Annotated in this window: 25 protein-coding genes and 2 pseudogenes; 2 read left to right on the top strand and 25 right to left on the bottom strand. The window is 36.2% G+C overall.

Annotated features, from left to right (window positions below):
- Positions 1 to 22: 22 nt before the first annotated feature.
- The 5 genes from lpdA to NSQ69_RS20555 form a co-directional block, all read right to left on the bottom strand.
- A complete protein-coding gene (lpdA, locus tag NSQ69_RS20535) occupies positions 23 to 1444 on the bottom strand; it encodes a dihydrolipoyl dehydrogenase (protein WP_341099635.1) in 1422 nt (473 codons plus the stop codon).
- A 4-nt stretch (positions 1445 to 1448) separates the two neighbouring features.
- Positions 1449 to 2552 carry a butyrate kinase gene (buk, locus tag NSQ69_RS20540; RefSeq protein ID WP_002088555.1) on the bottom strand — a complete coding sequence of 368 codons (1104 nt, stop codon included), beginning with the start codon at positions 2550 to 2552 and terminating at the stop codon, positions 1449 to 1451.
- 87 nt (positions 2553 to 2639) lie between these two features.
- On the bottom strand, positions 2640 to 3740 hold the full coding sequence (locus tag NSQ69_RS20545; RefSeq protein ID WP_002015088.1) for a leucine dehydrogenase: 1101 nt from the start codon (positions 3738 to 3740) through the stop codon (positions 2640 to 2642).
- A 35-nt stretch (positions 3741 to 3775) separates the two neighbouring features.
- Positions 3776 to 4675, bottom strand: coding sequence for a phosphate butyryltransferase (yqiS, locus tag NSQ69_RS20550; RefSeq protein ID WP_002033959.1), 900 nt, complete (start codon positions 4673 to 4675; stop codon positions 3776 to 3778).
- 195 nt (positions 4676 to 4870) lie between these two features.
- A complete protein-coding gene (locus NSQ69_RS20555) occupies positions 4871 to 6943 on the bottom strand; it encodes a sigma 54-interacting transcriptional regulator (protein ID WP_002129032.1) in 2073 nt (690 codons plus the stop codon).
- 137 nt (positions 6944 to 7080) lie between these two features.
- Here NSQ69_RS20555 and NSQ69_RS20560 point away from each other — a divergent pair, with 137 nt between their 5' ends.
- Positions 7081 to 7314, top strand: coding sequence for a DUF2627 domain-containing protein (locus tag NSQ69_RS20560; RefSeq protein ID WP_001190193.1), 234 nt, complete (start codon positions 7081 to 7083; stop codon positions 7312 to 7314).
- A gap of 51 nt (positions 7315 to 7365) precedes the next feature.
- Here the strand turns inward: NSQ69_RS20560 and NSQ69_RS20565 are convergent, their stop codons facing one another.
- Positions 7366 to 8094, bottom strand: a complete 729-nt coding sequence (locus NSQ69_RS20565; protein ID WP_002033957.1) for a glycerophosphodiester phosphodiesterase — start codon at positions 8092 to 8094, stop codon at positions 7366 to 7368.
- Between the two features lie 50 nt (positions 8095 to 8144).
- Here NSQ69_RS20565 and NSQ69_RS20570 point away from each other — a divergent pair, with 50 nt between their 5' ends.
- Positions 8145 to 8291, top strand: coding sequence for a YycC family protein (locus NSQ69_RS20570; protein ID WP_001247671.1), 147 nt, complete (start codon positions 8145 to 8147; stop codon positions 8289 to 8291).
- Between the two features lie 240 nt (positions 8292 to 8531).
- On the opposite strand, the gene NSQ69_RS20575 is transcribed toward NSQ69_RS20570, so the two are convergent.
- The 19 genes and pseudogenes from NSQ69_RS20575 to NSQ69_RS20665 form a co-directional block, all read right to left on the bottom strand.
- Positions 8532 to 9095 carry a PRK06770 family protein gene (locus NSQ69_RS20575; protein ID WP_341099636.1) on the bottom strand — a complete coding sequence of 188 codons (564 nt, stop codon included), beginning with the start codon at positions 9093 to 9095 and terminating at the stop codon, positions 8532 to 8534.
- Positions 9096 to 9392: 297 nt separating this feature from the next.
- Positions 9393 to 9491, bottom strand: a pseudogene (locus tag NSQ69_RS20580) (sporulation initiation factor Spo0A C-terminal domain-containing protein); the annotation flags it as partial.
- Positions 9492 to 9729: 238 nt separating this feature from the next.
- The gene (locus NSQ69_RS20585; RefSeq protein WP_002129035.1) at positions 9730 to 10005 is read right to left on the bottom strand and encodes a hypothetical protein; all 276 of its coding nucleotides are present in this window, start codon (positions 10003 to 10005) and stop codon (positions 9730 to 9732) included.
- A gap of 40 nt (positions 10006 to 10045) precedes the next feature.
- Positions 10046 to 10651: an immunity protein Imm33 domain-containing protein gene (locus NSQ69_RS20590; RefSeq protein WP_002167693.1), complete on the bottom strand. Its 606-nt coding sequence runs from the start codon at positions 10649 to 10651 to the stop codon at positions 10046 to 10048.
- Positions 10635 to 10790, bottom strand: a complete 156-nt coding sequence (locus NSQ69_RS20595; protein ID WP_002129038.1) for a hypothetical protein — start codon at positions 10788 to 10790, stop codon at positions 10635 to 10637. The genes NSQ69_RS20590 and NSQ69_RS20595 overlap by 17 nt, the downstream gene beginning before the upstream one ends.
- Before the next feature lie 36 nt (positions 10791 to 10826).
- Positions 10827 to 11399 carry an imm11 family protein gene (locus NSQ69_RS20600; protein ID WP_002138281.1) on the bottom strand — a complete coding sequence of 191 codons (573 nt, stop codon included), beginning with the start codon at positions 11397 to 11399 and terminating at the stop codon, positions 10827 to 10829.
- 77 nt (positions 11400 to 11476) lie between these two features.
- Positions 11477 to 11941 (bottom strand): annotated as a pseudogene (locus NSQ69_RS20605) (ribonuclease); the annotation flags it as partial.
- A 747-nt stretch (positions 11942 to 12688) separates the two neighbouring features.
- Positions 12689 to 13483, bottom strand: coding sequence for a sporulation transcription factor Spo0A (spo0A, locus tag NSQ69_RS20610; RefSeq protein WP_002015081.1), 795 nt, complete (start codon positions 13481 to 13483; stop codon positions 12689 to 12691).
- Between the two features lie 286 nt (positions 13484 to 13769).
- Positions 13770 to 15062 (bottom strand): SpoIVB peptidase, encoded by a 1293-nt coding sequence (spoIVB, locus tag NSQ69_RS20615; RefSeq protein WP_002015079.1) that lies wholly within the window; start codon positions 15060 to 15062, stop codon positions 13770 to 13772.
- 119 nt (positions 15063 to 15181) lie between these two features.
- Positions 15182 to 16921: a DNA repair protein RecN gene (gene recN, locus NSQ69_RS20620; RefSeq protein WP_002088564.1), complete on the bottom strand. Its 1740-nt coding sequence runs from the start codon at positions 16919 to 16921 to the stop codon at positions 15182 to 15184.
- Positions 16922 to 17191: 270 nt separating this feature from the next.
- On the bottom strand, positions 17192 to 17641 hold the full coding sequence (gene argR / locus NSQ69_RS20625) for an arginine repressor ArgR (protein ID WP_002015076.1): 450 nt from the start codon (positions 17639 to 17641) through the stop codon (positions 17192 to 17194).
- 142 nt (positions 17642 to 17783) lie between these two features.
- Positions 17784 to 18623: a TlyA family RNA methyltransferase gene (locus NSQ69_RS20630; RefSeq protein ID WP_002015074.1), complete on the bottom strand. Its 840-nt coding sequence runs from the start codon at positions 18621 to 18623 to the stop codon at positions 17784 to 17786.
- 3 nt (positions 18624 to 18626) lie between these two features.
- On the bottom strand, positions 18627 to 20519 hold the full coding sequence (gene dxs, locus NSQ69_RS20635) for a 1-deoxy-D-xylulose-5-phosphate synthase (RefSeq protein WP_002129043.1): 1893 nt from the start codon (positions 20517 to 20519) through the stop codon (positions 18627 to 18629).
- 308 nt (positions 20520 to 20827) lie between these two features.
- Positions 20828 to 21721: a (2E,6E)-farnesyl diphosphate synthase gene (gene ispA / locus NSQ69_RS20640; protein ID WP_002129045.1), complete on the bottom strand. Its 894-nt coding sequence runs from the start codon at positions 21719 to 21721 to the stop codon at positions 20828 to 20830.
- A complete protein-coding gene (gene xseB / locus NSQ69_RS20645) occupies positions 21721 to 21951 on the bottom strand; it encodes an exodeoxyribonuclease VII small subunit (protein ID WP_000428422.1) in 231 nt (76 codons plus the stop codon). Before xseB ends, ispA begins: the two co-directional genes overlap by 1 nt.
- Positions 21941 to 23299, bottom strand: coding sequence for an exodeoxyribonuclease VII large subunit (gene xseA / locus NSQ69_RS20650; protein WP_002015068.1), 1359 nt, complete (start codon positions 23297 to 23299; stop codon positions 21941 to 21943). Before xseA ends, xseB begins: the two co-directional genes overlap by 11 nt.
- 26 nt (positions 23300 to 23325) lie before the next feature.
- The gene (gene folD / locus NSQ69_RS20655) at positions 23326 to 24186 is read right to left on the bottom strand and encodes a bifunctional methylenetetrahydrofolate dehydrogenase/methenyltetrahydrofolate cyclohydrolase FolD (protein WP_002067081.1); all 861 of its coding nucleotides are present in this window, start codon (positions 24184 to 24186) and stop codon (positions 23326 to 23328) included.
- 23 nt (positions 24187 to 24209) lie between these two features.
- Positions 24210 to 24602: a N utilization substance protein NusB gene (nusB, locus tag NSQ69_RS20660; RefSeq protein WP_002067080.1), complete on the bottom strand. Its 393-nt coding sequence runs from the start codon at positions 24600 to 24602 to the stop codon at positions 24210 to 24212.
- 348 nt (positions 24603 to 24950) lie between these two features.
- Positions 24951 to 25343 carry an Asp23/Gls24 family envelope stress response protein gene (locus NSQ69_RS20665; protein WP_000807630.1) on the bottom strand — a complete coding sequence of 131 codons (393 nt, stop codon included), beginning with the start codon at positions 25341 to 25343 and terminating at the stop codon, positions 24951 to 24953.
- Positions 25344 to 25365: the final 22 nt, after the last annotated feature.

Here is a 25365-nt window from a genome sequence, read left to right on the forward strand (position 1 = left end):
ATAACCTCCTAAATCCACATTTTTATGCGTGTAACGCTCTTCCATCTACAGCAAGTGCAGCTTCACCAATCGCCTCAGATAATGATGGATGCGGATGAATTGTATGTGCTACTTCCCAAGGTGTTGCATCAAGTACTCTTGCAAGACCAGCTTCAGAAATCATATCTGTTACATGTGGTCCGATCATATGAACACCGAGAATGTCATTTGTTTCTTCATCAACTACAAGTTTTACAAAACCGTCTGATTCTCCGTATACAAGTGCCTTTCCGATTGCACGGAATGAGAACTTACCTACTTTTAACTTATAGCCTTTTTCTTTTGCTTCTTGTTCTGTTAAGCCGACAGAAGCAACTTCTGGACTACTATATACGCATTTTGATACCATAGAATAATCAATTGGTGCAACTTCTTTACCAGCGATATGTTCTACTGCAACAATTCCTTCATGAGAAGCAACGTGAGCAAGTTGCAAGCCACCGATTACATCTCCAATTGCGTAAATATGAGATTCCTTCGTTTGATAAAACTCATTTGTTTGAATGTATCCTTTTTCCACAACAATATCTGTGTTCTCTAAGCCCATATTTTGCGTATTCGCTTGTCTTCCTACAGATACAAGCATTTTTTCTGCTTTAAATGCTTTGTTCTCACCGTTATGTTCAGCTTGAATTGTTACTCCATTATCTTTTACCAATGTTTCTGGTAATACTTTTGCACCAGTTACCACTTTAATACCTTTTTTCTTGAATAGACGTTGCATTTCTTTTGAAACGTCATTATCTTCTAGTGGTAATATGTTTTTCGCATATTCTAATACAGTAACTTCTACACCGAAGTCAGCAAGCATAGATGCCCACTCAATACCAATTACACCGCCACCAACGATAATGATTGAGCTAGGAAGCGTTTCCATTTTTAGGGCATGATCCGAAGACATTACATGCTCTCCGTCTAACTCTAATCCTGGTAATGAATTTGGACGAGAACCTGTTGCAACAAGTACATTTTTTGGAATTAACATTTCATTCTCTTCTCCACTTGCAAGTTCAACTGAAATTGTACCTGGCATTGGAGAGAAAATAGATGGGCCAAGAATACGGCCAATACCTTCAAACACATCAATTTTACCTTGTTTCATTAAATGCTGAACGCCTTTGTGAAGCTGCGTTACAATCTTCTCTTTACGCTCTTGTACTTTAGCAAAGTTTAGTTCTACATTACTTGCAATAACTCCGAACTCTTCTCCTTTTTTAGCAGTTGCGTATACTTCCGCACTACGTAAAAGAGCTTTACTAGGAATACATCCTTTGTGTAAACAAGTACCACCAAGATTTTCTTTTTCAACAAGTGCAGTTTTTAACCCTAGTTGTGATGCACGAATAGCAGCAACATATCCACCAGTACCGCCGCCAACGATGACTAAATCATATTCTCTTGCCATTATCTCAACCCCTAGCTACTGTTTGTTTTTCTCGTACAATATATTCTTTTGGAGCTTCTTCTTCACGTAATACACGAAGTGCTCCTTCTGCTAACGCTTGTAATTCATCTTCTCCTGGATGTACGATAACATCTGCAATCCAGTGAACACGTTCTTTTATTTCATCGACAAGAATTTTACTGTACGCAAGTCCACCAGTTAATACGATTGCATCGATTTTCCCGTGAAGTACAGCACTAGCTCCGCCAATCTCTTTTGCAACTTGATACGCCATTGCTTTATAAATAAGAGTTGCTTCAGGATCACCTTTTTCAACCATTTGTTCTACTTTAATTGCATCGTTTGTACCGATAAGACTTACAAGTCCACCTTGTCCGACAAGTTTTTTAACCATTTCGTCTCGGTAATACTCACCAGAAAAACACATTTCAACTAATTGTCCTACTGGTACTGTACCAGCACGCTCTGGACTAAATGGTCCTTCTCCGTTTAAGCCATTATTAACATCGATAACTTTTCCTTTTTTATGAGCACCAACTGTAATACCACCGCCCATATGTGTAACTAATAAATTTAAATCCTCATATTTGTGATTTAATTCATCTGCCACTTTACGAGCAACCGCTTTTTGGTTTAATGCATGGAAAATACTTTTACGTTCCATACCAGCAATACCGCTAATACGAGCAATCGGTTCCATTTCATCTACAACGACAGGATCCACAATGAATGCAGGAATGTTTAATCCAGAAGCGATTTCATATGCTAAAATGCCTCCAAGGTTTGAAGCGTGATGACCGCTAAACCCATTTTTTAAATCTTCTAACATCGCATCGTTTACTGTATACGTACCGCCTTCGATTGGACGAAGTAATCCACCACGCCCACAAACAGCGTTTAATTTTGAAATGTTAATACCATGAGAATGTAGAACTTCTAAAATCGTTTCTTTACGAAACTCATATTGGTCGATAATTCGCTTATATTTTCCAATCTGTTCTACGTCATGACGAATAGTTTCTTCTAGAACGGGTCTTTCATTATCAAAAACACCAATCTTTGTGGATGTACTACCTGGGTTAATAACAAGAATTCGATTTACAGACAATGTTGCTACCTCCACTAATAAATTTAAAAGGAAGTGGAAACCTCATAAGAGGTAACCACACCTTTTGTAAAAGTTATATATGAATGATTAGCGACGGCTAATAATGTCGTGACCGTTGCGTAAGTATGTGCTACGAGAGTTTTTCAAGCTTGCAATGCGCTCTTCAGCTAGACGATCTGCTGCAACATAAGTTGCTATACCATCGCGTTTTGAAATTTCGATTACTTTTGCAATTGTGTCATAAATAGACTCAACACGTTTTAATGCACGTTCTCTATTGTATCCATATAATTCGTCTGCTACGTTAATTACGCCACCTGCATTAATAACATAGTCTGGTGCGTATACAATACCCATTTCATGAATAAGGTCGCCGTGACGATCTTCTTTTAATTGGTTATTTGCAGAACCAGCGATTACTTTTGCTTTAAGTTGTGGAATAGTTTCATCATTAACTGTTGCGCCTAATGCACATGGTGCGTAAATATCACATTCAACACCGTAAATTTCATTTGGCTCAACTGCTGTTGCACCGAATTCTTCTACTGCACGTTGTACAGCTTCTTTATTAATATCTGTAACGATTAATTTTGCTCCTTCAGCGTGTAAATGTTTGCATAGGTGATACGCTACGTTACCAACACCTTGAATAGAAATTACTCTTCCTTCTAGGTTATCTGTACCAAATGCTTCTTTTGCAGCTGCTTTCATACCACGGTAAACACCGTATGCAGTTACTGGAGATGGGTTACCAGAAGAACCGAATGATGGTGAAATCCCTGTTACAAAATCAGTTTCCTCATGGATAATATCCATATCATCTACTGTTGTACCAACATCTTCAGCTGTAATGTAACGTCCGTTTAGTCCTTGAATGTAGCGTCCTAATGCACGGAACATCGCTTCGCTTTTATCTTTACGTGGATCACCGATAATTACTGTTTTTGCACCACCTAAGTTTAAACCAGCTGCTGCATTTTTGTATGTCATCCCTTTTGCAAGACGCAATGCATCTTCAATCGCCGCTTCTTCAGAATCATATGTCCACATTCTTGTTCCACCAAGAGCTGGTCCAAGTGTTGTATCATGGATTGCAATGATTGCTTTTAAACCAGATTCTTTATCTTGACAAAATACCACTTGCTCATAATCATATTTTTCTAAGTATTCGAAGATTTCTAATGTCATTGTCGTTTCCCCCTAATTGTTTTACCCTATTTGGTTTATTTTGAAGCAGTCGCAACTGCCAATGCTAATGAATATACTTTTGTTTCTGCTGAATCAGCACGTGATGTTAAAACAATCGGTGCTTTAGCGCCAGCAATCATCGCTCCTACCTTTGCATTTGCAAAATAGACGAGTGATTTATATAGCACATTTCCAGCTTCAATCGTTGGGACGAGTAAAATGTCTGCCTTACCTGCTACATCACTTACTATGCCTTTATGTTCTGCTGCAATTTGTGATACTGCATTATCTAAAGCAAGTGGTCCATCAACGACACAATTTTTAATTTGTCCGCGGCGATTCATTTGAGTTAACATCGCTGCATCAATTGTCGCTTGCATCGCAGGATTAACAACCTCTACCGCTGCAATTGGCGCTACCTTTGGCAAATCAATTCCTATTGCCTGGGCAACTTCTACAGTATTTTGTATAATAGCAGCTTTTTGTGTTACATCAGGTGCAATGTTCATCGCTGCGTCTGTAACAAAAATAAGACGATCGTAATTTGGAACTTCAAACGCTGCAACATGTGAAAGCACGCTACCCTTACGAAGTCCCCACTCTTTATTTAATACAGCTTTCAAAATATTTGCTGTTGGGATGTTCCCCTTCATTAGCACATCTGCTTCGCCATTGCTTACAGATTTAACAGAAAGTTCTGCAGCCTCAGCACTTGACGCTGCTGCAATCACTTCAATATGTTCTGAAGTTTGTAACCCATGCTCTTGTAGCATCCCTATTATTTTCTCTTGATTTCCATATAGACGAAATTGAGCTAGCTGTAACTTGATTGCTTTCGCTACAGCTTCAATTACTTCATGATCTTCAGCTACTGCTACAGCCACAGTTTTTTTAGGCTGTCCTGCTGCTTGATCAATTAAGTGTTCTAACTTCATATTTTGTAATCAACCCTTTCCGTCGTCCCTCGTCTATTCATTAAGCAAATACCGTGCCAACTTTCAAAAGTGGTCTTACCAATAATGAAAACGCATTCAAAATGCAGTAAAATCAATACTTTGAAAAACAACGAAATATTCTGTCTCGTTTTGTCGCTTTTTGTATACCACGCAATAAATTGCACGGTATGCAATTTATTGCATGCTATTTTTTGCACAGTCATACTTTTCTAGCTTGTAATATAAGTTTCGAACTGAAATTCCTAACGCTTTTGCAGTCTTCGTTTTGTTCCCATCAAATTTCTCTAAATATTCACGGATAATATTCCCCTCAAATTCTGTCACTAGGTGTTCAAGGGCCTTCTCTTCTAATTCAGGTAATAAATTATTTTGTTTCGTCTCTACTTGTTCTTCTTTATGTAAAGGCGGTAAATGATGTACATCAATATATATTTCGTTATAATTCATAAAGATAATAGCTCGTCCTAAAATATTTTCAAGTTCTCTAACATTCCCTGGCCATTCATATGATTGCAAATACGAAACGGCTGAATCGGTGAGTCCTTCTACATTACGACCATAATCTTGATTAATTTTTTGAATTAACCTTTCTGCAATCGCTGGTATATCTCCTTTACGCTGACGAAGGGAAGGAATTTGAATCGGGATTTTATTTAAACGATAATATAAGTCCTCTCTGAACTCTCCTTCTAGAATGCCCTTTTCTAAATTCACATGTGTTGCTGCAATTACCCGGACATTAATAGGTATCGCTTTCGTTCCCCCTACTTTCACAATTTCTTTTTCTTGTAGCACACGAAGGAGCTTCGCTTGCGTATTTGCAGATAACTCTCCGATTTCATCTAAAAAAACACTTCCATTATTCGCTTCTTCAAAGAATCCTCGTTTCCCGCCTCTTTTCGCTCCAGAAAACGCGCCTTCCTCATAACCGAATAATTCACTTTCTAATAAGGTCTCAGAAATAGCAGCACAGTTTACTCGTACAAACTTATTGTATTTTCGATTACTACTGTTATGAATAGCGTGTGCAAATAACTCTTTCCCCGTACCAGATTCCCCTCTAAGCAATACTGTTGCCGGTGTATTCGCTCCAAGTTTTGCTTGTTCAATAGCTGCCGTCGTTTCATCTGAATCACCAACAATATCATCAAATGAATATTTTGCTTCTAACGTTCGAATAATTTGTCTTGCCCTATTCAATTCATTTGTTAACTTTTGAATTTCTGATACATCGCGAATTACCCCGACGCTCCCTTTCAATATTCCATCGACAATAACCGGTGCTACGTTTACAATTACATCTCGCTTTTTTTGCCCAATCTTCATATGTATTCCTCGTACCGCTCGGCGCGTCCGAAGTACTTTCATATGCATACTTTCACCTTCCACAATATCAGTTGTAGCCGGCTTCCCAATAATTTCTTCTTCAGTCAAACCCGTTAACTTCGTATAAGCAGGGTTTATAACTAGTCCTCTTCCTTTCTCATCAACAACCGAAATTGCTTCCTCAGATGAGTTAATAATCGCCTCAAGTAGCGTTTGAATTTCTTTTAAGTCTGTAACTTCTTCCGCTAAATCTACAACTTCTGTAATGTCTTTAAAAATCGCAAATGCCCCTTGAACCTCTCCACCTTCTTTTAATATCGGAATACGCGTTGTAATAATCTTTTTTTCATTCTCTAACGTCAGTTCATGATTCACTTCTATTTTTTTCGTGCGTATAATACGAAGCAACTTACTCGTTGGAATAACTTCTAAAATATATTTCCCTATTGCTTCCTCTTTTTTATATCCAGTAATACGCTCTGCGCTTTTATTAAACAGACGAACTTGTCCCTCTTGGTCTATAACAATCATACCGTCATGCGTTGAATTTAAAATTAAATTCCCTTGTTGCGTCTGTTCTTCTAGCTTTCCAATTAAGCTTTCCTTCTCATGCGCTAGTCTCGTAACAATTTTTGCAATATCCCCTGGTATAAGAAGGGTGTCTTTATGCTTGCTTCCCAATAAAACTTTATGTAAATCATAATCACCTGTCATATCAAACATTACATCAATATGCATAGAAAGAAACGGAGTTACACTATCACCAATCGGAACCCCATATTCCTTTGCGATTTGTAATCCTTTCGCAATTGGATTACTATCAATAACTCCTATAATTTGAAATATATTCGAATTTTGCAACAGACTCAGCAGTGTACTCCCACCTTCACCTGCTCCAACAATTAACACATTTTGTTTCATACATTACACTTCCTCTCGAAGTATCTCTGCAAAATTTTTCACATTCTTATCTTACTCGTTCAGCAACCTCTTGACAAACCCCCATTCCATATAACATCATTAAAATACACAAAATAATCTGAAAAGGAGCGTTATGTATGCAGCGTTACCTCGCTCTATTATTAGCACTCATCCCCATTTCATTAGCCGTGCTTGGTATTAAACTAATGAGAGATACTGTATTTGGGATTTTGTTCTCCCCAATCCCTATATTATGGTTACAATTTTTAATCGGCGCTCTTTGCTTCGCACTCGGGTTTTATATCTTCGGCGGCTTCGTCTTACACAGAGATCGTAAGAGAAATAAAGTACAAGCACGCTTCAGAAGATAAAACAAAGTTTTCACATATCATAAATAAAAAATGAGACCATTATATTAGGTCTCATTTTTTTATCGGTAATAAAGTTCTTGCTGTTTCAGGATAATCAGTAATAATCGCTGATATATTCATATCAAAATATTTACGCATAAGCGTTTCTTCATTTATCGTGTAAGGACGAACCTCCACACCACTTCCCATCGTTAATTCAGCGATAGCATCTTGAAGATAACGATAATTCGGATGTACTGCAGTAGCACCCATCTTTTTTGCATATGCCCACGGGCTATGCAAACCTTCACGATACAAAATAGCTGTTTGAATATCAGGAGCCATCATATGACATCGCTTCATACTGTAGTGATTAAAAGAAGAAAACACAATCCGATCCTCTAGACTAAACTTACGTACAAGTGTTATAACCTCTTCTTCTAAACCTCTGTATGGGATTTTATTATTTTTCAGTTCAATATTGAGTAGCAATTTCGTTTTTGCGAGCCATTCTAACACCTCTTCTAGAAGAGGTATTTTGCAAAAACCTACTTTGTCACCGAATTTATAACTCGCATCCAACTTACATAAATCCTCATATAAATAATTTCGAACCGCACCTTTTCCATTTGTTGTCCGATCCACCGTTTCATCATGAATAACGACAACTTTTCCATCTTTCGTGAATTGAACATCGAGTTCAATTCCATCTGCCCCGAAAGCCTCTGCTGCTTCAAATGAAATCATTGTATTTTCCGGATACGTTCCCGCCGCACCACGATGCGCAAATATAAGAGTCATCCTCACTCCCCCAATCTTATGCTATACTATACGAAAAAGGAGGTACTTCTATGAGACCATTACAAATTTCTCCAGACACTGCAGTCCGCCTATCAAAAGCGTTAGGTGTTCCACTTGAACAACTTATGCATATGCCACAGCATATTTTAATCCAAAAGTTAGTTGAATTAGAAAAACAAAATAAAGACGAAGAATAATATAGTCCTGTTTTGCAGGGCTTTTTATTATCATCTATTATATCATGGATGACTTCCCCGCTAAAATCCTTTAACAGATGTACTACGATGCGATTTAGCCTTTACTTCATCATTTAATAATGAATTATATATCTTCTTTTTTGTTACAAGTCATAAAGAAAGCAGAATATTTATTCACAAGTCACCATTGCCCCCTTAAAGCAAGGTAATAAAAAAACTAGAAGCCCTTCATATTATTTTTTATTGAATGTGCGGAGTATCCCCTGATTCGTATAGTTCTTTCGCTTTTTCCTCCCCGAATGTAGTTAAAATATAATGTTGCTCTTCTACCGCATCCATCGCTCTAGTGGCTTTACAAACATTACCCTCTTGAGCATCCGAGAAAAAATTGTGATCTTCTACAATTTTACTAAAATCTTTTTTCGCCCATCTATCAGCAATTGCTACAAGCTCATTTTTCTTCGCAAAACTACTCTTATTTATGATTTTTTTTAATTTTTCAGCGTTATTTTGAATCATTGGGATGGATCCCGATTTTCGTTCTGCCACTACTTTTTGATGAGTCATGTGATACATCGCTGTAATGACTTCGCTTTCAGTAGAATGTTCAGTAACATACACATCAACAAAGACTCCATCTACCTCTCTACCTACTATCGTTGGGTCTTCTTTTTTATCTATTTGAGCACTCACTTCTTTATCTACTGGATTATCGGCAAGCTCTAACATTCCAAATGTAACTGCAACAGCAAGAACTCCCATAGCTGCTACTATTCCTAGCCAAGTTAATATTTTGTTTTTCATTTTCCTTCTCCCTCTGTATACCTATTTAATTACCTTAAAAAACTCACTTATATGTAATATTACTAAAAACAGGTTTTATTTTCCATAATATCAAACAACCCTTTTTATCTACCCAAATAATTTTGATAAAATCGATATCACTTCTCCCTCTTTTTCTCAACAAAATAAAAAGACCAACGAATTCTAAAATTCATTGGTCATTAAATAAAAGTTTATTGGTTTTAAAATTGATATCGAGTATAAATTTCAAGAATTATTAAGCTCTACTAAAACTTAAATCCCTTACTACTTTTCCTCTCAGCTAGCCTTATGTTCAAGTCTTAGCTTATCCGCAACCATTGCGATGAACTCAGAATTCGTAGGTTTTGCTTTTGACATGGATACAGTATAACCAAAAGCTTTAAACGTTGATATGTAGACGTTTCTAACATTTTCTTTTCGTCCAATAAATACGCTAAATTTCACGCCCTTTATTGGTTTAGTTTTTCCTAATTCATTGGTAACATTACGTTACTAATGTGTATAAGAATATGATACATAACCACAGGGGCAAACGTCAATAAAATTAAATGACATTCGTGTACTATTATTCATTTCATCAACTATCTGATACGACTTTATCTCAAAATATAAATCAATGTATAGATGATTGACGATTCTTAATCATTTCTAATGGAACTTGAACACTCCCATAAGATACGCCACAAGTGAAAATATGTCCTATCATACTCATTATAGCTTCATGTTTTTCTTTTTCAGTTTTGGACTTATTATTCAGTATCGTATCTATCATTTCTTCGCATTGTTTAGATTTCACCATTGCTTCAGCTTGAATCTGTTCAAAAATTTCTTTTTCATTTCCCTCATAATTGTTTAACATTCTTAGAATTTCTGAAACCTTTGCATCCATGTTACTAACTCCTGTCAGTTATTTTAGAATTTAACTAATCTCAGTTTATAACGCCATTCCAAACATCGACATCTTTATCATCTAAAATTGCCTTGATTTTATCTTTCTCAAAAACTACCAGATATTCATAAGGTAAGGCTAAAACTTGAATAATTGAAGGTCTAATTTTTAATAGCTGATATGCGTAAAATGCTTCTAATTCATCTTCTGTTTCTTCGACAGGACCGATATACCAACCAGAATCACCTTTTTCACAATCACTAGCCCTTTGTAAATAAACCTCATCTAGTTGCAACACGTTCTTTGCAGTCACTATTTTATCGCTAAACTTTATCATTTCACCCTCAATATTTAACTGACGTAAACAATGTACTTGTTCTAATTGCACCCATAAAGCAATTGTTAAATCTTCTGTAGTATCCTTAAAAGGATTTTTTGTATAATCTGGGACAATAATACGATACCCATCTTCACATTTGGATAGAATAAAAAGAGACCAGCCAACTTGTATAGAAAATCCATCAACTAATTTGTTATCTTCTACTTTAGTTAGCAAATATAATAATTTTTCTATTTGAGGGCTTAAATGTTCTTCTGCTGTAGCTATTATATTTTTACCACCTATATTTTTAACTATTGTTTTCAATTGACTGCAACCTCTTTTTTATTGATTTTCTCAAAGCTTTTCTAGCCGTTACTTCACGTTCTAACATTTCAAATATTTCTTTCTCGTTTCCCTCATAATTGTCTAACATTCTTAGAATTTCTGAAACCTTTGTGTCCATGTTACTAACTTCTATCAGTTATTTTAGAACTTTCTTTTACATATTTGCCTCTGAATCCCATACCTCTACAAATTCAAAACCTTCTAAATCACTCTCTAAAACTACATTTCTAAATTCGTCAGACACTAAAACAGTAGAGGAGTGTAATCTTTGATTTAAATAGGTTTTAAATATTATCTGCCCCTCAACTATATTAGGTAAAAATGCGTATTTTTCGAAACCTATTATTAATCCTGTACTTAGTTTTTCAAAAACTGCTTTATTGTAGTCAATTGCATCAATTGTATTTAAAACGTTTATTAGGTAATAAACTTCACCTGTAACATCATGGGTTAGCGGAAGGAACTCAACATTATTACAAATTAGAGGTTCTAATACCTCTTTTGCTTTTCTACTAACCATTGGCGTGCCAAGTTCCCCCCAGAACATAGGACAATCACTATGGTTATCTCCTTCTACACATTCAACAAGAATTTCTCCCCATGAATCAGATAGCTTTATTGCCAAATCAATTTTTTCATCAAAATATTTTTTACGGTCTTCTTTCAAATTTAATAGTTGAAAAGATTTATAGTTATCAAATAAACTTTTTAATTGCCAAATTTTCATACCTTTTACTCCTTTATAATTCAATTAGTAAAACAATTAAGATTATTTAGGTTGATTTAGTTTTAAACTACCGTCCAATTACTAGAAGTATAATTAAATTCATATAGATGTTCTAATTTTTCTTGCAGTTTTTTCCTCATGACAGTAAAAAGATTCGCCATAGCGTCCATACCTGGGATTGGCATAGCTTGACTGATGGCTTCCATACTTGCTTTCATTCGGTCAATTTCTCGAATTTGTTCTAATATTTCTTGTTCGATTACATCTGTGGAAGCGACTTGTGATTGAAATTGACTTGGAAAAGCATCATTCTGACGAATTAACTCTTCACACAGATAAATGATTCCTTGTGCTAAAGGACGAAAGGTTTGTACAAAAAATGATTTTGCACTGCTATACGTTTGCCCTTGTAACACAGTATCAATTGCAAAAGCGTCAATCGACTGAATGGCTTGTTCCATACCTTGAATAGTAGCAGTACATACAGCGTTCATGCTTTGAGTTTGGTTTTGTACTTCTCCCAAATACATATTTAAACTCATGCGTTATCCTCCCTTGCTAGTTGTTGCTGTGGATAGGAAAAATCATTTTTCACTCGAACCATAATACCCCTTCTTTTCCTAGTATTTCATAAGGAAATTATACCATGCTTAATTATTGCACCTTTCTAAACACTTGGCTTTTTTTAATAAAAATTTAATATGCCTCCTTTCAAAATATACCCTTCCTTAACTTCTCCTTGGCAGACTCAAGGATTCGCCTCACTTTCTCAGGGTGATTTATACCGTATAAACATCCTAAATCTCTATATGATAAATGTGGGCTTTCTAAATACGTTGTTATTAAATTTGCTTCAGTATTATCACAATACTGTTCTATAATATTGCGAAGATAATTAGCAATCGTTGTTTCACTAATGGTCTTTCCATAATCAGTTCTACGTGTTGGATAATTAATTTGTTCACTAGCTGTATTAGATGTAAATGTGTATTTACCACGTTCCCTTAAATATTTAATATACGTCCGAATATGAAGAGGTTTTACCTTATCAACATCCGTAACTTTTAATTCTCTTTCTAAATATGAAGCAAAAAGTTTTCAACATTCATCTGAAAGTTATTCATACAACAAAAAAACCGCCTAGCTATTGGGATTAAAATTTCAATCCAATAAATAGAAGGTTTTTAAATTAACCGCCAATTACCTATGTACTTTGTTGCCTACATACGTAATTCGTTGGTTATTAAATTTTGTTATGAAATACGCTTAACACCTTGATATTACAGCATTTACGAAGCCTTATGTTCAAGTCTTAGCTTATCCGCAACCATTGCGATGAACTCAGAATTCGTAGGTTTTGCTTTTGACATGGATACAGTATAACCAAATAAGGACGAAATAGAATCAATATTCCCACGGCTCCAAGCTACTTCAATTGCGTGACGGATTGCGCGCTCGACACGGCTTGCTGTTGTATTATATTTCTTTGCAATATCTGGATATAATACTTTCGTAATAGATCCTAGTAATTCGATATCATTGTACACCATAGAGATTGCTTCTCGTAAGTACATGTACCCTTTAATATGAGCGGGTACACCAATTTCATGAATGATACTTGTAATACTCGCATCTAAGTTTTTCGGTTTTCCATCGATTGTTGTTGCTGATCGGAAAGATGGTAATGGACGTTTAATAGTAGCACTTTCCTTACCACTAACTTGACGAATATGACTTGTTAAATTCTCCATATCAAATGGTTTTAATATGAAATATGATGCCCCTAAATCAACCGCTTTTTTCGTCACATCTTCTTGTCCGAATGCTGTCAACATAATAACGCTAGGTTGTCTTAACCTTTCAATATGTCGCATTTTCTCTAGCACAGCTAGACCATCTAAATGTGGCATAATAATGTCTAAAACGAGTATATCAGGCTGCTTTTCTTTCAATAAGTTTAAACATTCTTGACCATTGTAAGCAATTCCGATAACTTCCATATCATCTTGGGCAGCAACATAACTCTCTAGCATCGATACCAATTCTTTATTATCATCCACAAGACATACTTTAATTTTCTCCACAGTTTTTCCTCCCTTACCGAATCGATTCTTCCGACATGTGTAAGCTTCTAGGCTACATGAATTGTTCGACAATTGTGTGAAAATTCCCTTTAAAGTTTCTTACTTTCCGATAAAATCACAAAAAAATATGTTTATCGTTCATTTTTTTACTTTCGCAACACATTCCATCATAGAATTACAGCGAAACGTTCAACCCTTTGCTTATATCTTACAACAAAAAACAGCTCTTGCGGAGCTTTTACAAAATTTCAACGAATTTTTCAAAAGAAAAGCGAGCTAATATGTATTAGCTCGCTTTTTTCTCTTGATCATAAATATTAATTCCAGCCTCATGTAACATCCATTCAATATGAACACCGTATCCTGACGTTGGATCATTTACAAATACATGTGTAACCGCACCAATTACTTTCCCATTTTGTACAATCGGACTTCCACTCATTCCTTGTACAATACCACCCGTTTTTGCTAGTAAACGTTTATCTGTCACTTTTATAACCATACCTTTTGTAGCCGGGAACTTTTGTGGTACCGTACTAACAACTTCAATATCAAACGCTTCCACCTTATCTTGATCAATAACTGTTAATATTTTCGCTGGCCCTTCTTTTACTTGATGGGATAATGCTATAGGCATTGCTTTATCCATTATGCCGTTTGTCATATCTGTGTTTAATTTCCCAAAAATACCATACGGGCTATTTATTGTAATATTACCAATCACTTCACGATCCGGTGAAAATCTTGCTAATTTTTCTCCCGGGTTCCCGTGACTTCCTCTTTCAATAGACGTTACTGTCGAACGCATAATTTGTCCATCTTCTACTTGAATTGGCTTTTTTGTATCATTATCGGAAATCACATGACCAAGCGCTCCATATTTCATGGAATCTGGATGTACAAATGTCATCGTTCCGATACCAGCTGCTGAATCACGAATATACAGTCCAATTCGGTAAGAGGATTCACCATTGTCTTTTTGTGGTGTTAGCTTAGCACGAATATATTTTCCATCTCTTAATAAAACAAGATTAAGCGGTTCACCTGTTTCTCCACTATTATGAATAAATGGTGCTACATCACTCATTCTTTCAATTGTTTTACCATTGATTTCAGTAATCATATCTCCAATCTGTACACCAGCTGTTTCACCAGGAGATACTTTACCCTTTTCAGTTTGAATTAAATGATGGCCTACAACAAGTACACCTTTTGTGTTCAATTTTACACCAATCGATTGTCCACCTGGAATAACTTTAAAATCTTTTAATACTTTCACATTTACTTTTTTCACTGGAAAACCAGCAAGTTGAAACACCATATCAGCTTCACCATTTTGGTGAGAATTTACCATAAGTTCTTGTTCATTTGAACTTACAGTAAATACATTACGATTTGTAGATGCAGCCTTAAAAACTGGTAATGATGCTATTTCTGATTGTTGTCCTTCAAAAACAACAAGTTGCTTCGGAGATGAAATAAACGTTCGAAGCGGTTTAAAACATCCAATAAAAACTAGAGAAACAAGGAGACAAAGACCTATTATTTTTCGAAATCTTTCTAATTTCAATTTGTTCACTCTCCTCGCTCCTACCCCACATTCAGCCTCTTGGCTTCACTTTTTAATCTCTCCTTGCAGCGCTTTATTTATAACCGGAAGAATTAAGAAATCGTCATTTGAGAAAAAAAAGCTATCCATTACTGGATAGCCTCTGCTGTCTGTTTGAAATGATGCGCTTGCGTAAGTAACTCTTTCGCATGCTCTGTCGTTAAATCTGTAATTTCAACACCAGAAATCATTCGAGCAATTTCTGTTACTTTTTCATCCGTACTTAACACAGTAACCGATGTAATCGTACGATCATTCGCCACTTGTTTTCTAATAAATAAATGAGAGTCCGCCATTGAAGCTACTTGAGGTAAGTGCGTAATACAAAGTACTTGCGAGTTTACTGATACACGATAAATTTTTTCCGCAATAGCCTGTGCAACCCGACCACTCACACCCGTATCCACTTCATCAAAAATAACAGATGCAACACCTTGATGCTTAGAAAAAATGCTTTTTAAAGCTAAAATAATACGAGATAACTCTCCGCCAGAAGCGACCTTTGAAAGTGGCTTTAACGGTTCACCCGGATTCGTTGAAATATAAAATTCCACATGATCGTAGCCATCCGCCGTAAGTTTTACCGGTGTTCCTTCCACGAGAGGTTCTTCTACATTTCCTACCCTCTTCATAATTCTCACTTCAAATTTCGTTTTTTCCATATATAGTTCTTTTAATTCTTGATGAATAGCGCTTGTAAGATGATCTGCAAGCTCATGACGCATAGTACTTAACAACGTTGCTTCTTTTACAATAACACCTTCTAATTTCGTTAACTGCTTTCTCGTCGTTTCAATATGTACGTCTTTATTTTCAATCGTAAAAATTTCTTGTTCAATTTTATCAGCATACGCTAAAATCTCTTCTACAGTATTTCCATACTTTCTCTTTAACATACGGATTTCATTCAAACGTGTTTCAATTTCATCTAGACGTTTCGGATCATATTCCATCATATCTAATTTTTCTCTAAGCTGGTATGCAACTTCTTCTAATAAGTAATAACTATTTGCAATAGAATCATGATTTTCTTGATACGCTTCATCTAAGTGCGTAATACTCTCCATTTGTCCCATTGCATTTCTTACGTGATCCAATCCCTGTCCGTCTCCACTTAACGAACGATACGCATCTCCTAATGCTTTATAAATCTTTTCAAAATTGGAGATTTTTAATCGTTCCTCAGTCAATTCATATTCTTCATCCATTTTTAAATCCGCCTTACGAATTTCTTCATGTTGGAATTGAATTAAATCTAGACGATGGGCCATTTGTTGTTCATTTTCACTTAAAGATTTCAGCTGTTTTTTTAACTTCTCGTAGTCTGTATATACATTTTGATATATGCCCAATTGTTTAACAATGCGATTTCCATCAAAATGATCAAGCATAAACATATGACGCTCTTCATTCATTAAATCTTGTGTTTCATGCTGTCCATGAATATCAACTAGCGTTTTTCCAATCTCTTTTAATATGCTGAGTGTAACAAGTTTCCCATTTACACGACAGACACTTTTTCCGTTCGCAGCGATGTCACGCTTCAAAATAATCATGCCATCTTCTATTTCTATATCTAACTCTTCTGCCTTTGCGATACATGGATGTTTGTCATCTTCTACATAGAATAAGCCTTCTATCTCAGCCTTTTCTGTTCCATATCGAACAAATTCTGCTGAACCACGGCCACCAACAAGCAAACTAATTGCATCAATAATAATGGATTTTCCAGCTCCTGTTTCACCACTTAAAACGGTTAAACCTTTTTGAAAAGAAATATTTAATGCCTCAATAATAGCAAAGTTTCTGATCGATAATTCCGATAACAATGCCCCATTCACCTCGTTATAAACTAATCCCCTATTAAGGGCTTTTCTCAGTATTCTTCATTCAAATAGTTATACTATATGTTTGTATGTATAAATTACTCTTCTAACCCGCTCCATTGTACCAAACATTCGTTTTACGGGTCAATCCACCTATTTTCTAACTTCATTCAAAAAAAATAATGTATTGTATTTGAAAATCCGTATTTTTCGCCAATAAAAATATCTTGTTTACTTTCCACTTTACAGAGGAAAGTAAACAAGATTTTTCTGTTAAAGCATATTTAAGAAACGATCAGAGACAACACCTGTATCTTCAGGTGTACGGCAAATAATTAAGCAAGTATCATCACCACAAATGGTTCCGACAATCTCATCCCACTCTAAATGATCAATGAGTGCCCCAAGTGAATGAGCGTTACCAGGCAATGTTTTTAGCACAAGCATATGTCCTGCCGTGTCTAATTTTACAAATGAATCCACTAGATTTCGTTTTAATTTTTGCAACGGATTAAATCGTTGATCTGCTGGCAAGCTATATTTATAGCGGCCATCATGTAATGGCACCTTCACTAAGTGCAGTTCTTTAATATCGCGCGATACTGTTGCTTGCGTTACATTAAACCCCACATTACGTAAAATATCAACTAGTTCATCTTGTGTTTCAATTTCTTTGTTAGCAATAATTTCCCTGATTTTAATATGGCGCTGACCTTTATTCATACATTTGCACCTCACACTATCTCTTACCATAGTTTAAACATTGGTATACTTCATTTATTTATGTTACCGTATAATCCATTACTTGTACACAATTGTTTTTACAATCATTATACGATTACAACAAAAAGAGGAACAACATATGTTATTCCCCTTTCCCTTTTTGTTTTAGAACATCATGTGCTTCTGTAACAACTTGCTCAATAGAAACCGGAGAATGATTTTCGCCATTCTCACGCTCACCGTGCCACTTTAGATGAATTAAAAATTCAATATTTCCATCCCCGCCTGTAATTGGTGAGAATGTTAAACCTTCGATATTATAGCCTTCCTTAAGAGCAAAATCAACAATCATTTCCACGACAGCTTCATGTACTTTTCTATCACGAACAATGCCTTTTTTCCCGACTTGTTCTCGTCCAGCTTCAAACTGAGGTTTAATCAATGCAGCTACATCACCATTTGGCATAAGCATTGTTTTTAAAACCGGCAATATAAGCCTTAATGATATAAATGAAACATCAATACTTGCAAACTGCGGTAAACCACGCTCTAAATCTGCCGGTGTCACGTAACGGAAGTTCGTTCGTTCCATCACAACAACACGCTCATCTTGACGCAATTTCCACGCAAGTTGATTATATCCTACATCTAATGCGTAGGATAACTTCGCCCCATTTTGAAGCGCACAGTCTGTAAAACCACCAGTTGATGAACCAATATCTATCATAACCTTATCTTGTAAATCAAGTTGAAATGTTTCTAATGCCTTTTCAAGCTTATAACCACCACGGCTTACATACGGCATGACTTGCCCTTTCACCGTAATCTCCGTATCTTGTGAGATTTTCTCCCCTGGCTTATCGAGTCTCATTTCATTCGCATATACAAGACCTGCCATAACAGCACGTTTAGCCTTCTCACGCGTTTCTATAAGCCCTCGCTCTACTAATAGTACATCTACTCTTTCTTTTTTTACGCTCATTTGTTACGCCCTTTTTTGTTTTGATGGAATCATTGTATGAATACGGTCTACAACAGCATCTGTTGTTAAACCAATTTCTTCTAACAGTTTTGTTACACTACCATGCTCTATGAAGCGATCAGGAATACCCATTCGTTCAATTAAAGCACTATGGTATCCGTTCTCAGAAGCAAATTCAACTACTCCCGTTCCAAAGCCACCGATTAAACAAGCCTCTTCAATCGTTAAAATCGGTATATTTTTCCCTAAAAGCTCATGTAAATATGCTTCGTCCATCGGCTTAATAAAGCGAGCATTCACTACTTTCACTGATATTCCAGCTTGTTCAAGACGCTCAGCTGCTTCCATTGCCATCGGGATTGTCGTACCAAACGTTAAAATTGCTGCTTGTGTGCCTTCTTTTAACGTTTCCCATGTACCGATTGGAATCGCCTTTAATTCTTCATCCATTTGAACGCCAAGTCCATTTCCGCGTGCATAACGTAAAGCAATCGGCCCATCTTCGTATTGCATCGCTGTATATACTAAATGTTGACCTTCATTTTCATCTTTCGGCATCATAAGCACCATATTCGGCAAGTGACGTAAAAACGCGATGTCAAATACACCTTGATGCGTTTCACCGTCTGCTCCTACTAATCCAGAGCGATCTATTCCAATAAAAACGTTTAAATTCTGGCGACAAATATCATGAACAACTTGGTCATATGCTCTTTGTAAAAATGTTGAATAAATTGCTAAGAACGGCTTCATCCCTTGTGTTGCCATACCAGCTGCCATTGTTGTAGCATGCTGCTCTGCAATACCTACATCAATCATGCGATCCGGAAATTCTTTTTGGAATTTCTCAAGTTTCGATCCAACAGGCATTGCAGGCGTAATTGCAACGATACGTTCATCCGTTCTCGCTAGCTTAAGCACTGTTTCACTAACAACAGCACTCCATGCTGGTGCAACTTCTTTCGGTTTAACGAAGTCACCTGACTCAATTTTATACGATCCTGTTCCATGCCAAGTTCCAATAACGTCACTTTCAGCTGGTTTATAACCTTTTCCTTTTTTCGTAATAACATGAACAAGTACTGGGCCTTTTGTTTTCTTTGCATATTGCAACGTTTCGAATAACTTTTCATAATCATGCCCATCGACCGGACCTAAATATGTAAAGCCTAATTCTTCAAAAAAGACGCCTGATACTAGTAAATATTTTAGACTATCTTTTATTTTCTCTGCTGTCGCAGCAACTTTCCCGCCGACTGCTGGGATTTTCTTCAATATATACTCTAGTTCATCTTTTACCCAATGGTACTTCCCTGCGGTACGTAAACGACCAAGTACATTATGAAGTGCACCGACGTTTGGTGCAATTGACATTTCATTGTCATTCAAAATAACAATCATGTCCGTTTTTTCATGCCCAATGTGGTTCAATGCCTCTAAAGCCATTCCGCCTGTTAATGCACCATCGCCAATGATTGGTATAACGTATTCTTCCGTTTTCTTTAAATCACGTGCTAGAGCCATTCCCATTGCAGCAGATAACGACGTTGAACTATGACCAGTTTCCCAAACATCATGCTCACTCTCACAGCGTTTTGGAAAACCACATAGACCTTGGTATTGCCTTAATGTGCCGAATTCTTTCGCACGCCCTGTTAAAATTTTATGTACATAGGATTGATGTCCTACGTCCCATAAAAACTTATCTTTCGGACTATCAAATAATTTATGCAGAGCAATTGTGAGTTCTACTACACCTAAATTAGGTGCAATATGTCCACCTGTTTGAGAGAGCTCTTCAATTAAAAACTTACGAATATCCTCACTCAACCCCTCTAGTTCACTGATAGACATATCTTTCAAAAAACTAGGGTTTTGAATTTGCGTTAGATCCACATGGATCACTCACTTTCATTTCATAATCTGTCAACATGTCAAATATTATAAGAAACATTTACACAACACAAGAAATTATCTTTTCTATTCTTTTTATCTTGTCCTGCTTTCAGAAAACACTTCCATTTTTTCACTTATCATATTATACATCATATTTCTTTACGTGATGAAAAAAATAGCCGCTAACACGAAGTGATAACGGCAATGTAATCTACATATATTTTTGCCAATAACAAGAAAAGAAAAACCTTTTCCTACATTTATATCATAAAATGATGAATGACTCAACAAATGGAAACGCTGTTATATTAGTTATTACGTTTTGCGATTAAATCACAAATAGATAGTAAATATTCATCTTGTAATTGTAAGGAGCTAATAGAAGCTTTTGCTTTTGCAATTTTCTCCTCTAAAATAGATTTTGCTCTATCTACAGTAAATAACGTCGTATATGTGCTCTTCTCGTTGGAAGCATCACTACCAATCGGTTTTCCAATCTCTTCTTCTGTTCCTTCTACATCCAAAATATCATCTCTAATTTGGAAAGCTAGACCGATATATTTCGCAAATGCAAGTAACTTCTCTTCTTGCTCTTCTGTAGCATCAGAAAGTATCGCGCCTGCAAGTACAGCAAACTCAAGCAGTTTACCTGTCTTATGATTATGAATGTACTCTAATTCATTAATTGTAAGTCGTTTTCCTTCAGCTTCCATATCTGCCACTTGTCCAGCAACCATTCCTTCAGGTCCTGCTGCTTTCGCAAGCTCAAGTACAAGTCTTACTTTTTTTTCAGCAGAGATTTCTTTTTGCTCATATGCCATAATAACTTGAAAAGCATATGTCAACAAACCATCTCCCGCTAAAACTGCCATTGCTTCACCAAATACTTTATGATTTGTAGGCTTTCCTCGTCTTAGATCATCATCATCCATACAAGGTAAATCATCATGAATTAACGAATATGTATGAATCATTTCAAGGGCACAAGCTGCACCCACTCCAAGATTTCTTTCTTTCCCAAACGCTTGTAACGTTGCAAATAAAAGTAACGGGCGGAGACGTTTCCCACCCGCTTCCAAAGAATATGCCATCGCTTCACGAAGCACATTTGGACATTGTAATTCATTTGCATAGCTTACAAGCTTTTCTTCTACGAAAGTTTTACTCTCTTTCAAAAAAGCATCAAAAGCTATATGTGTCACTATGCTTCATCTCCTAAAGCAGTAAACGGTTTAAGCTCTCCATCTTCCCCAAGGATAACTGCCATTTGTTCTTGTACATCTTTCAATTTCTCATCACAAAGCTTAGATAATTCCATGCCTTCCTTAAAATAAGAAATTGCTTCCTCTAAAGGTACATCACCTTGTTCAAGCTTAGAAACGAGATGCTCAAGCTGCGAAATTGCTTCTTCAAAGCTTAACTTATTTTCCATTATTCAATTCACGCTCCTCTATGCTTGATACACTACAATCTAGTATTCCATCTTGTAATTGAACCGAAACAGCATCTCCAAGGCTAACATCTTTCACGCTTTTTAATACTTGTTTCTCTTCATCGTATACAAGCCCATACCCTCTCATCATTACTTTAAGCGGGCTTAATACCTCAAGCTTTTGAGCCGCTCTCACAAATACGAACTCCTTCGTTTGAAGTAATGTTTGCATTTCACGTTGCAACTGCTTTTGCAACGTTTCAATTGCCGTTTTCGTTTGTATAATTTTTTGAGATGGGTGGTGCTTTTCTAAATAAAATGAAAGTTGCTTTAATTGATTTACTTTTTTATCTATATAACGCTCTTTCGCTAAAACAAGTTGTTCAAGAGCCCTGTCTAACTGCTCTTCTTTTTGCTCGTACACTTGCCTTGGATAACGGAACGCATAAGATTTTTGTAACACTTGCAGTTTTTCTTCTTTTTTATGTACTCTCTCTCTCATTGCTCTTTGCAATCTCAGAGTTCTTTGTAATACCTTTTCTTGTAACTCTATAGTATTAGGTACCGCCAACTCAGCTGCTGCAGTCGGTGTTGGTGCACGTAAATCCGCGACAAAATCTGCGATTGTAAAATCTGTTTCATGGCCTACAGCCGAAATAATCGGAATCTCACTTGTGAAAATTTCTCTTGCAACTACTTCCTCATTAAAGGCCCATAATTCTTCAATAGAGCCTCCACCACGCCCAACAATTAAAACATCAATATCTCCCATTTCATTCGCTGTACGAATTGCTTGTACAATCGAGGGAGCTGCTGACTCCCCTTGTACAAGTACAGGAAACACAATAACATTTCCAATTGGATAACGACGTTTAATTGTTGTTATAATATCGCGAATTGCTGCTCCTGTTGGCGACGTGATTACACCTATTGTTTTAGCATACGGAGGAATTATTTTTTTATAAACTTGAGAAAACAAGCCCTCTTCCTCTAAACGAACTTTTAATTGCTCATAAGCTAAATGCAAGTTTCCAATTCCGTCAGGCTGCATGTCTTGAATATAAATTTGATAAGAACCACTCGCCTCATAAACAGAAATCTTTCCTTTTACAAGTACTTTCATTCCATTTTCCGGTCTGAATTTAATGTTACGATTATGACCCGCAAACATAACCGCTGCAATTCTTGCATTTTCATCTTTCAATGTAAAATACATATGACCACGACTATGATATTTAAAGTTGGAAATTTCTCCTTTTAACCAAACAGACTGTAAATGCGGATCATACTCTATTTTTGTTTTAATATAGCGTGTTAATGCTGTAACGGTTAAATATTGTTTCTCCATTTCTCTCTCCTCATAGCCGATTCAAATTATTGACAAACAACACCTGCACGCTTTGCAGACTCCACAGTGTTGTGAAGAAGCATTGTAATAGTCATTGGGCCGACTCCTTTTGGCACAGGCGTAATGTAACCTGCAACGTCTAATACATTGTCAAAATCAACATCACCACAAAGTTTGCCTGTTTCTAAACGGTTAACACCAACATCAATTACAACCGCACCCTCTTTAATATAGTCAGCTGTTACCATTTTCGGTCGTCCAACGGCTACGATTAAAATATCAGCTAACTTCGATAATTCTTTTATATTTTGCGTCTTAGAATGACAATATGTGACAGTTGCATTTTCATTTAAAAACAGTTGCCCCACTGGTTTACCAACAATATTACTTCTTCCAATTACAACAACATGCTTTCCAGAAATATCAAGATTCGTTTCTTTTACTAATTCTAAAATGCCATGCGGTGTACATGGAAGGAATGTGTCTTGTCCCGTCATCATACGTCCTACGCTGATTGGGTGAAATCCATCTACATCCTTTTCCGGTGAAATTCTTTCAATGATAGCTTTTTCTTCAATATGTTTTGGTAAAGGTAATTGTACCAATATGCCATTAATGCGGTCGTCTCCATTTAAGCGATCGATTTCAGCAAGCAAACGCTCCTCAGTAATCGTTTCAGGAAGTTCTATTAGCTCTGAATAGATTCCTACTTGCTCACAGCCTTTTTCTTTTCCTTTTACATAAGAACGAGATGCTGGATCTTCTCCAACTAAAATAACTGCTAATCCTGGTACAATCCCTTGCTCTTTTAACTTCACAACTTTTTCTTTTAATTGTGCTCGTTTTTTCTCCGCAACTTCATTTCCTTTGATGATTACTGCTACCATTTTAAGTTTCCCCCTTAAAGAAATTACAGTGTATCTTTTATATTAGATAAAACGCCGTTAATAAAACGACGAGATTCCTCATCCCCAAATGTTTTTGCGATTTCAATTGCTTCGTTAATTGTTACATTGTGCGGAATTTCTTCCATGTATTTCATCTCACACACAGCTACACGTAAAATACTGCGATCAACAATACTAATACGCTCAAGCTTCCACTTTTTTAAATTTTGACGAATTGCTGCGTCAATCTCTTCTTTGTTGTCTACAAATCCTACAACAAGTGATTCTAGAAACTCATTTGTTTCTTCGCCTTCATCTAGCGTATTTTCCACCGCTACTTTCGGTTCTAATTCACCTGTAATATCCATTTGGTATAATGCTTGCATTGCTCTTTCTCTAGCCGTCCTACGTTTCATTGTAACTCTCCTTTATACTTCAAGTCTTTCCTTATGTTTTGTTATATTATTATAATTTATAAGCCGTCAATTCACTTACTCTTGCAGTTTTCATTGATTTTCCAACCTTATAATACAATGATAATAACACAATTTATCGTTTCACACACGGGGTACAAGGCTGAAAAATAATAAAAAGATTAACTTCAAGTTCCATATCTTATCACAATGTACGTTTTTTGGAAAAATGAAACATACCGTTTTATTTTTCTTTTTTTTTGAAATAGTATAATAATTAGAGAGTTTTAATTTGTGAAGAAATGAAACGATAAAAAAGATGCCTATTTTACTAGGCACCTTTTTCCACTCTTACACTGGTTCGATTTCTGTTTTTTGTGTTTCGAATGTTACGCCAACGATGTGAACGTTCACTTCTTTTGGCTCAAGTCCTGTCATTGTAAAGAGTGCTTGGCGAATATTGTCTTGAATTTTTTGTGCAACAACCGGAATCGCTACACCAAAATACATCACAACATAAAGGTCAACAATAATATCTTCGTTTGCTAATTCAACCTTTACACCTTTACCATGATTTTTCTTACCTAACTTCTCAACAACATCTGTAGCAAAATTACCACGCATTGCCGCTACACCTTCTACTTCAGCAGCTGCAATACCTGCAATTACTTCGATTACTTCTGGTGCAATTTCTACTTTTCCAAGAGTTGTATCTTGACCCATATCTAACATATGTTCAGCCATGAAAAAAACCTCCTTTAATGTA

This window comes from Bacillus sp. FSL R10-2201 (genome assembly GCF_038008665.1).
GTDB lineage: Bacteria > Bacillota > Bacilli > Bacillales > Bacillaceae_G > Bacillus_A > Bacillus_A mycoides.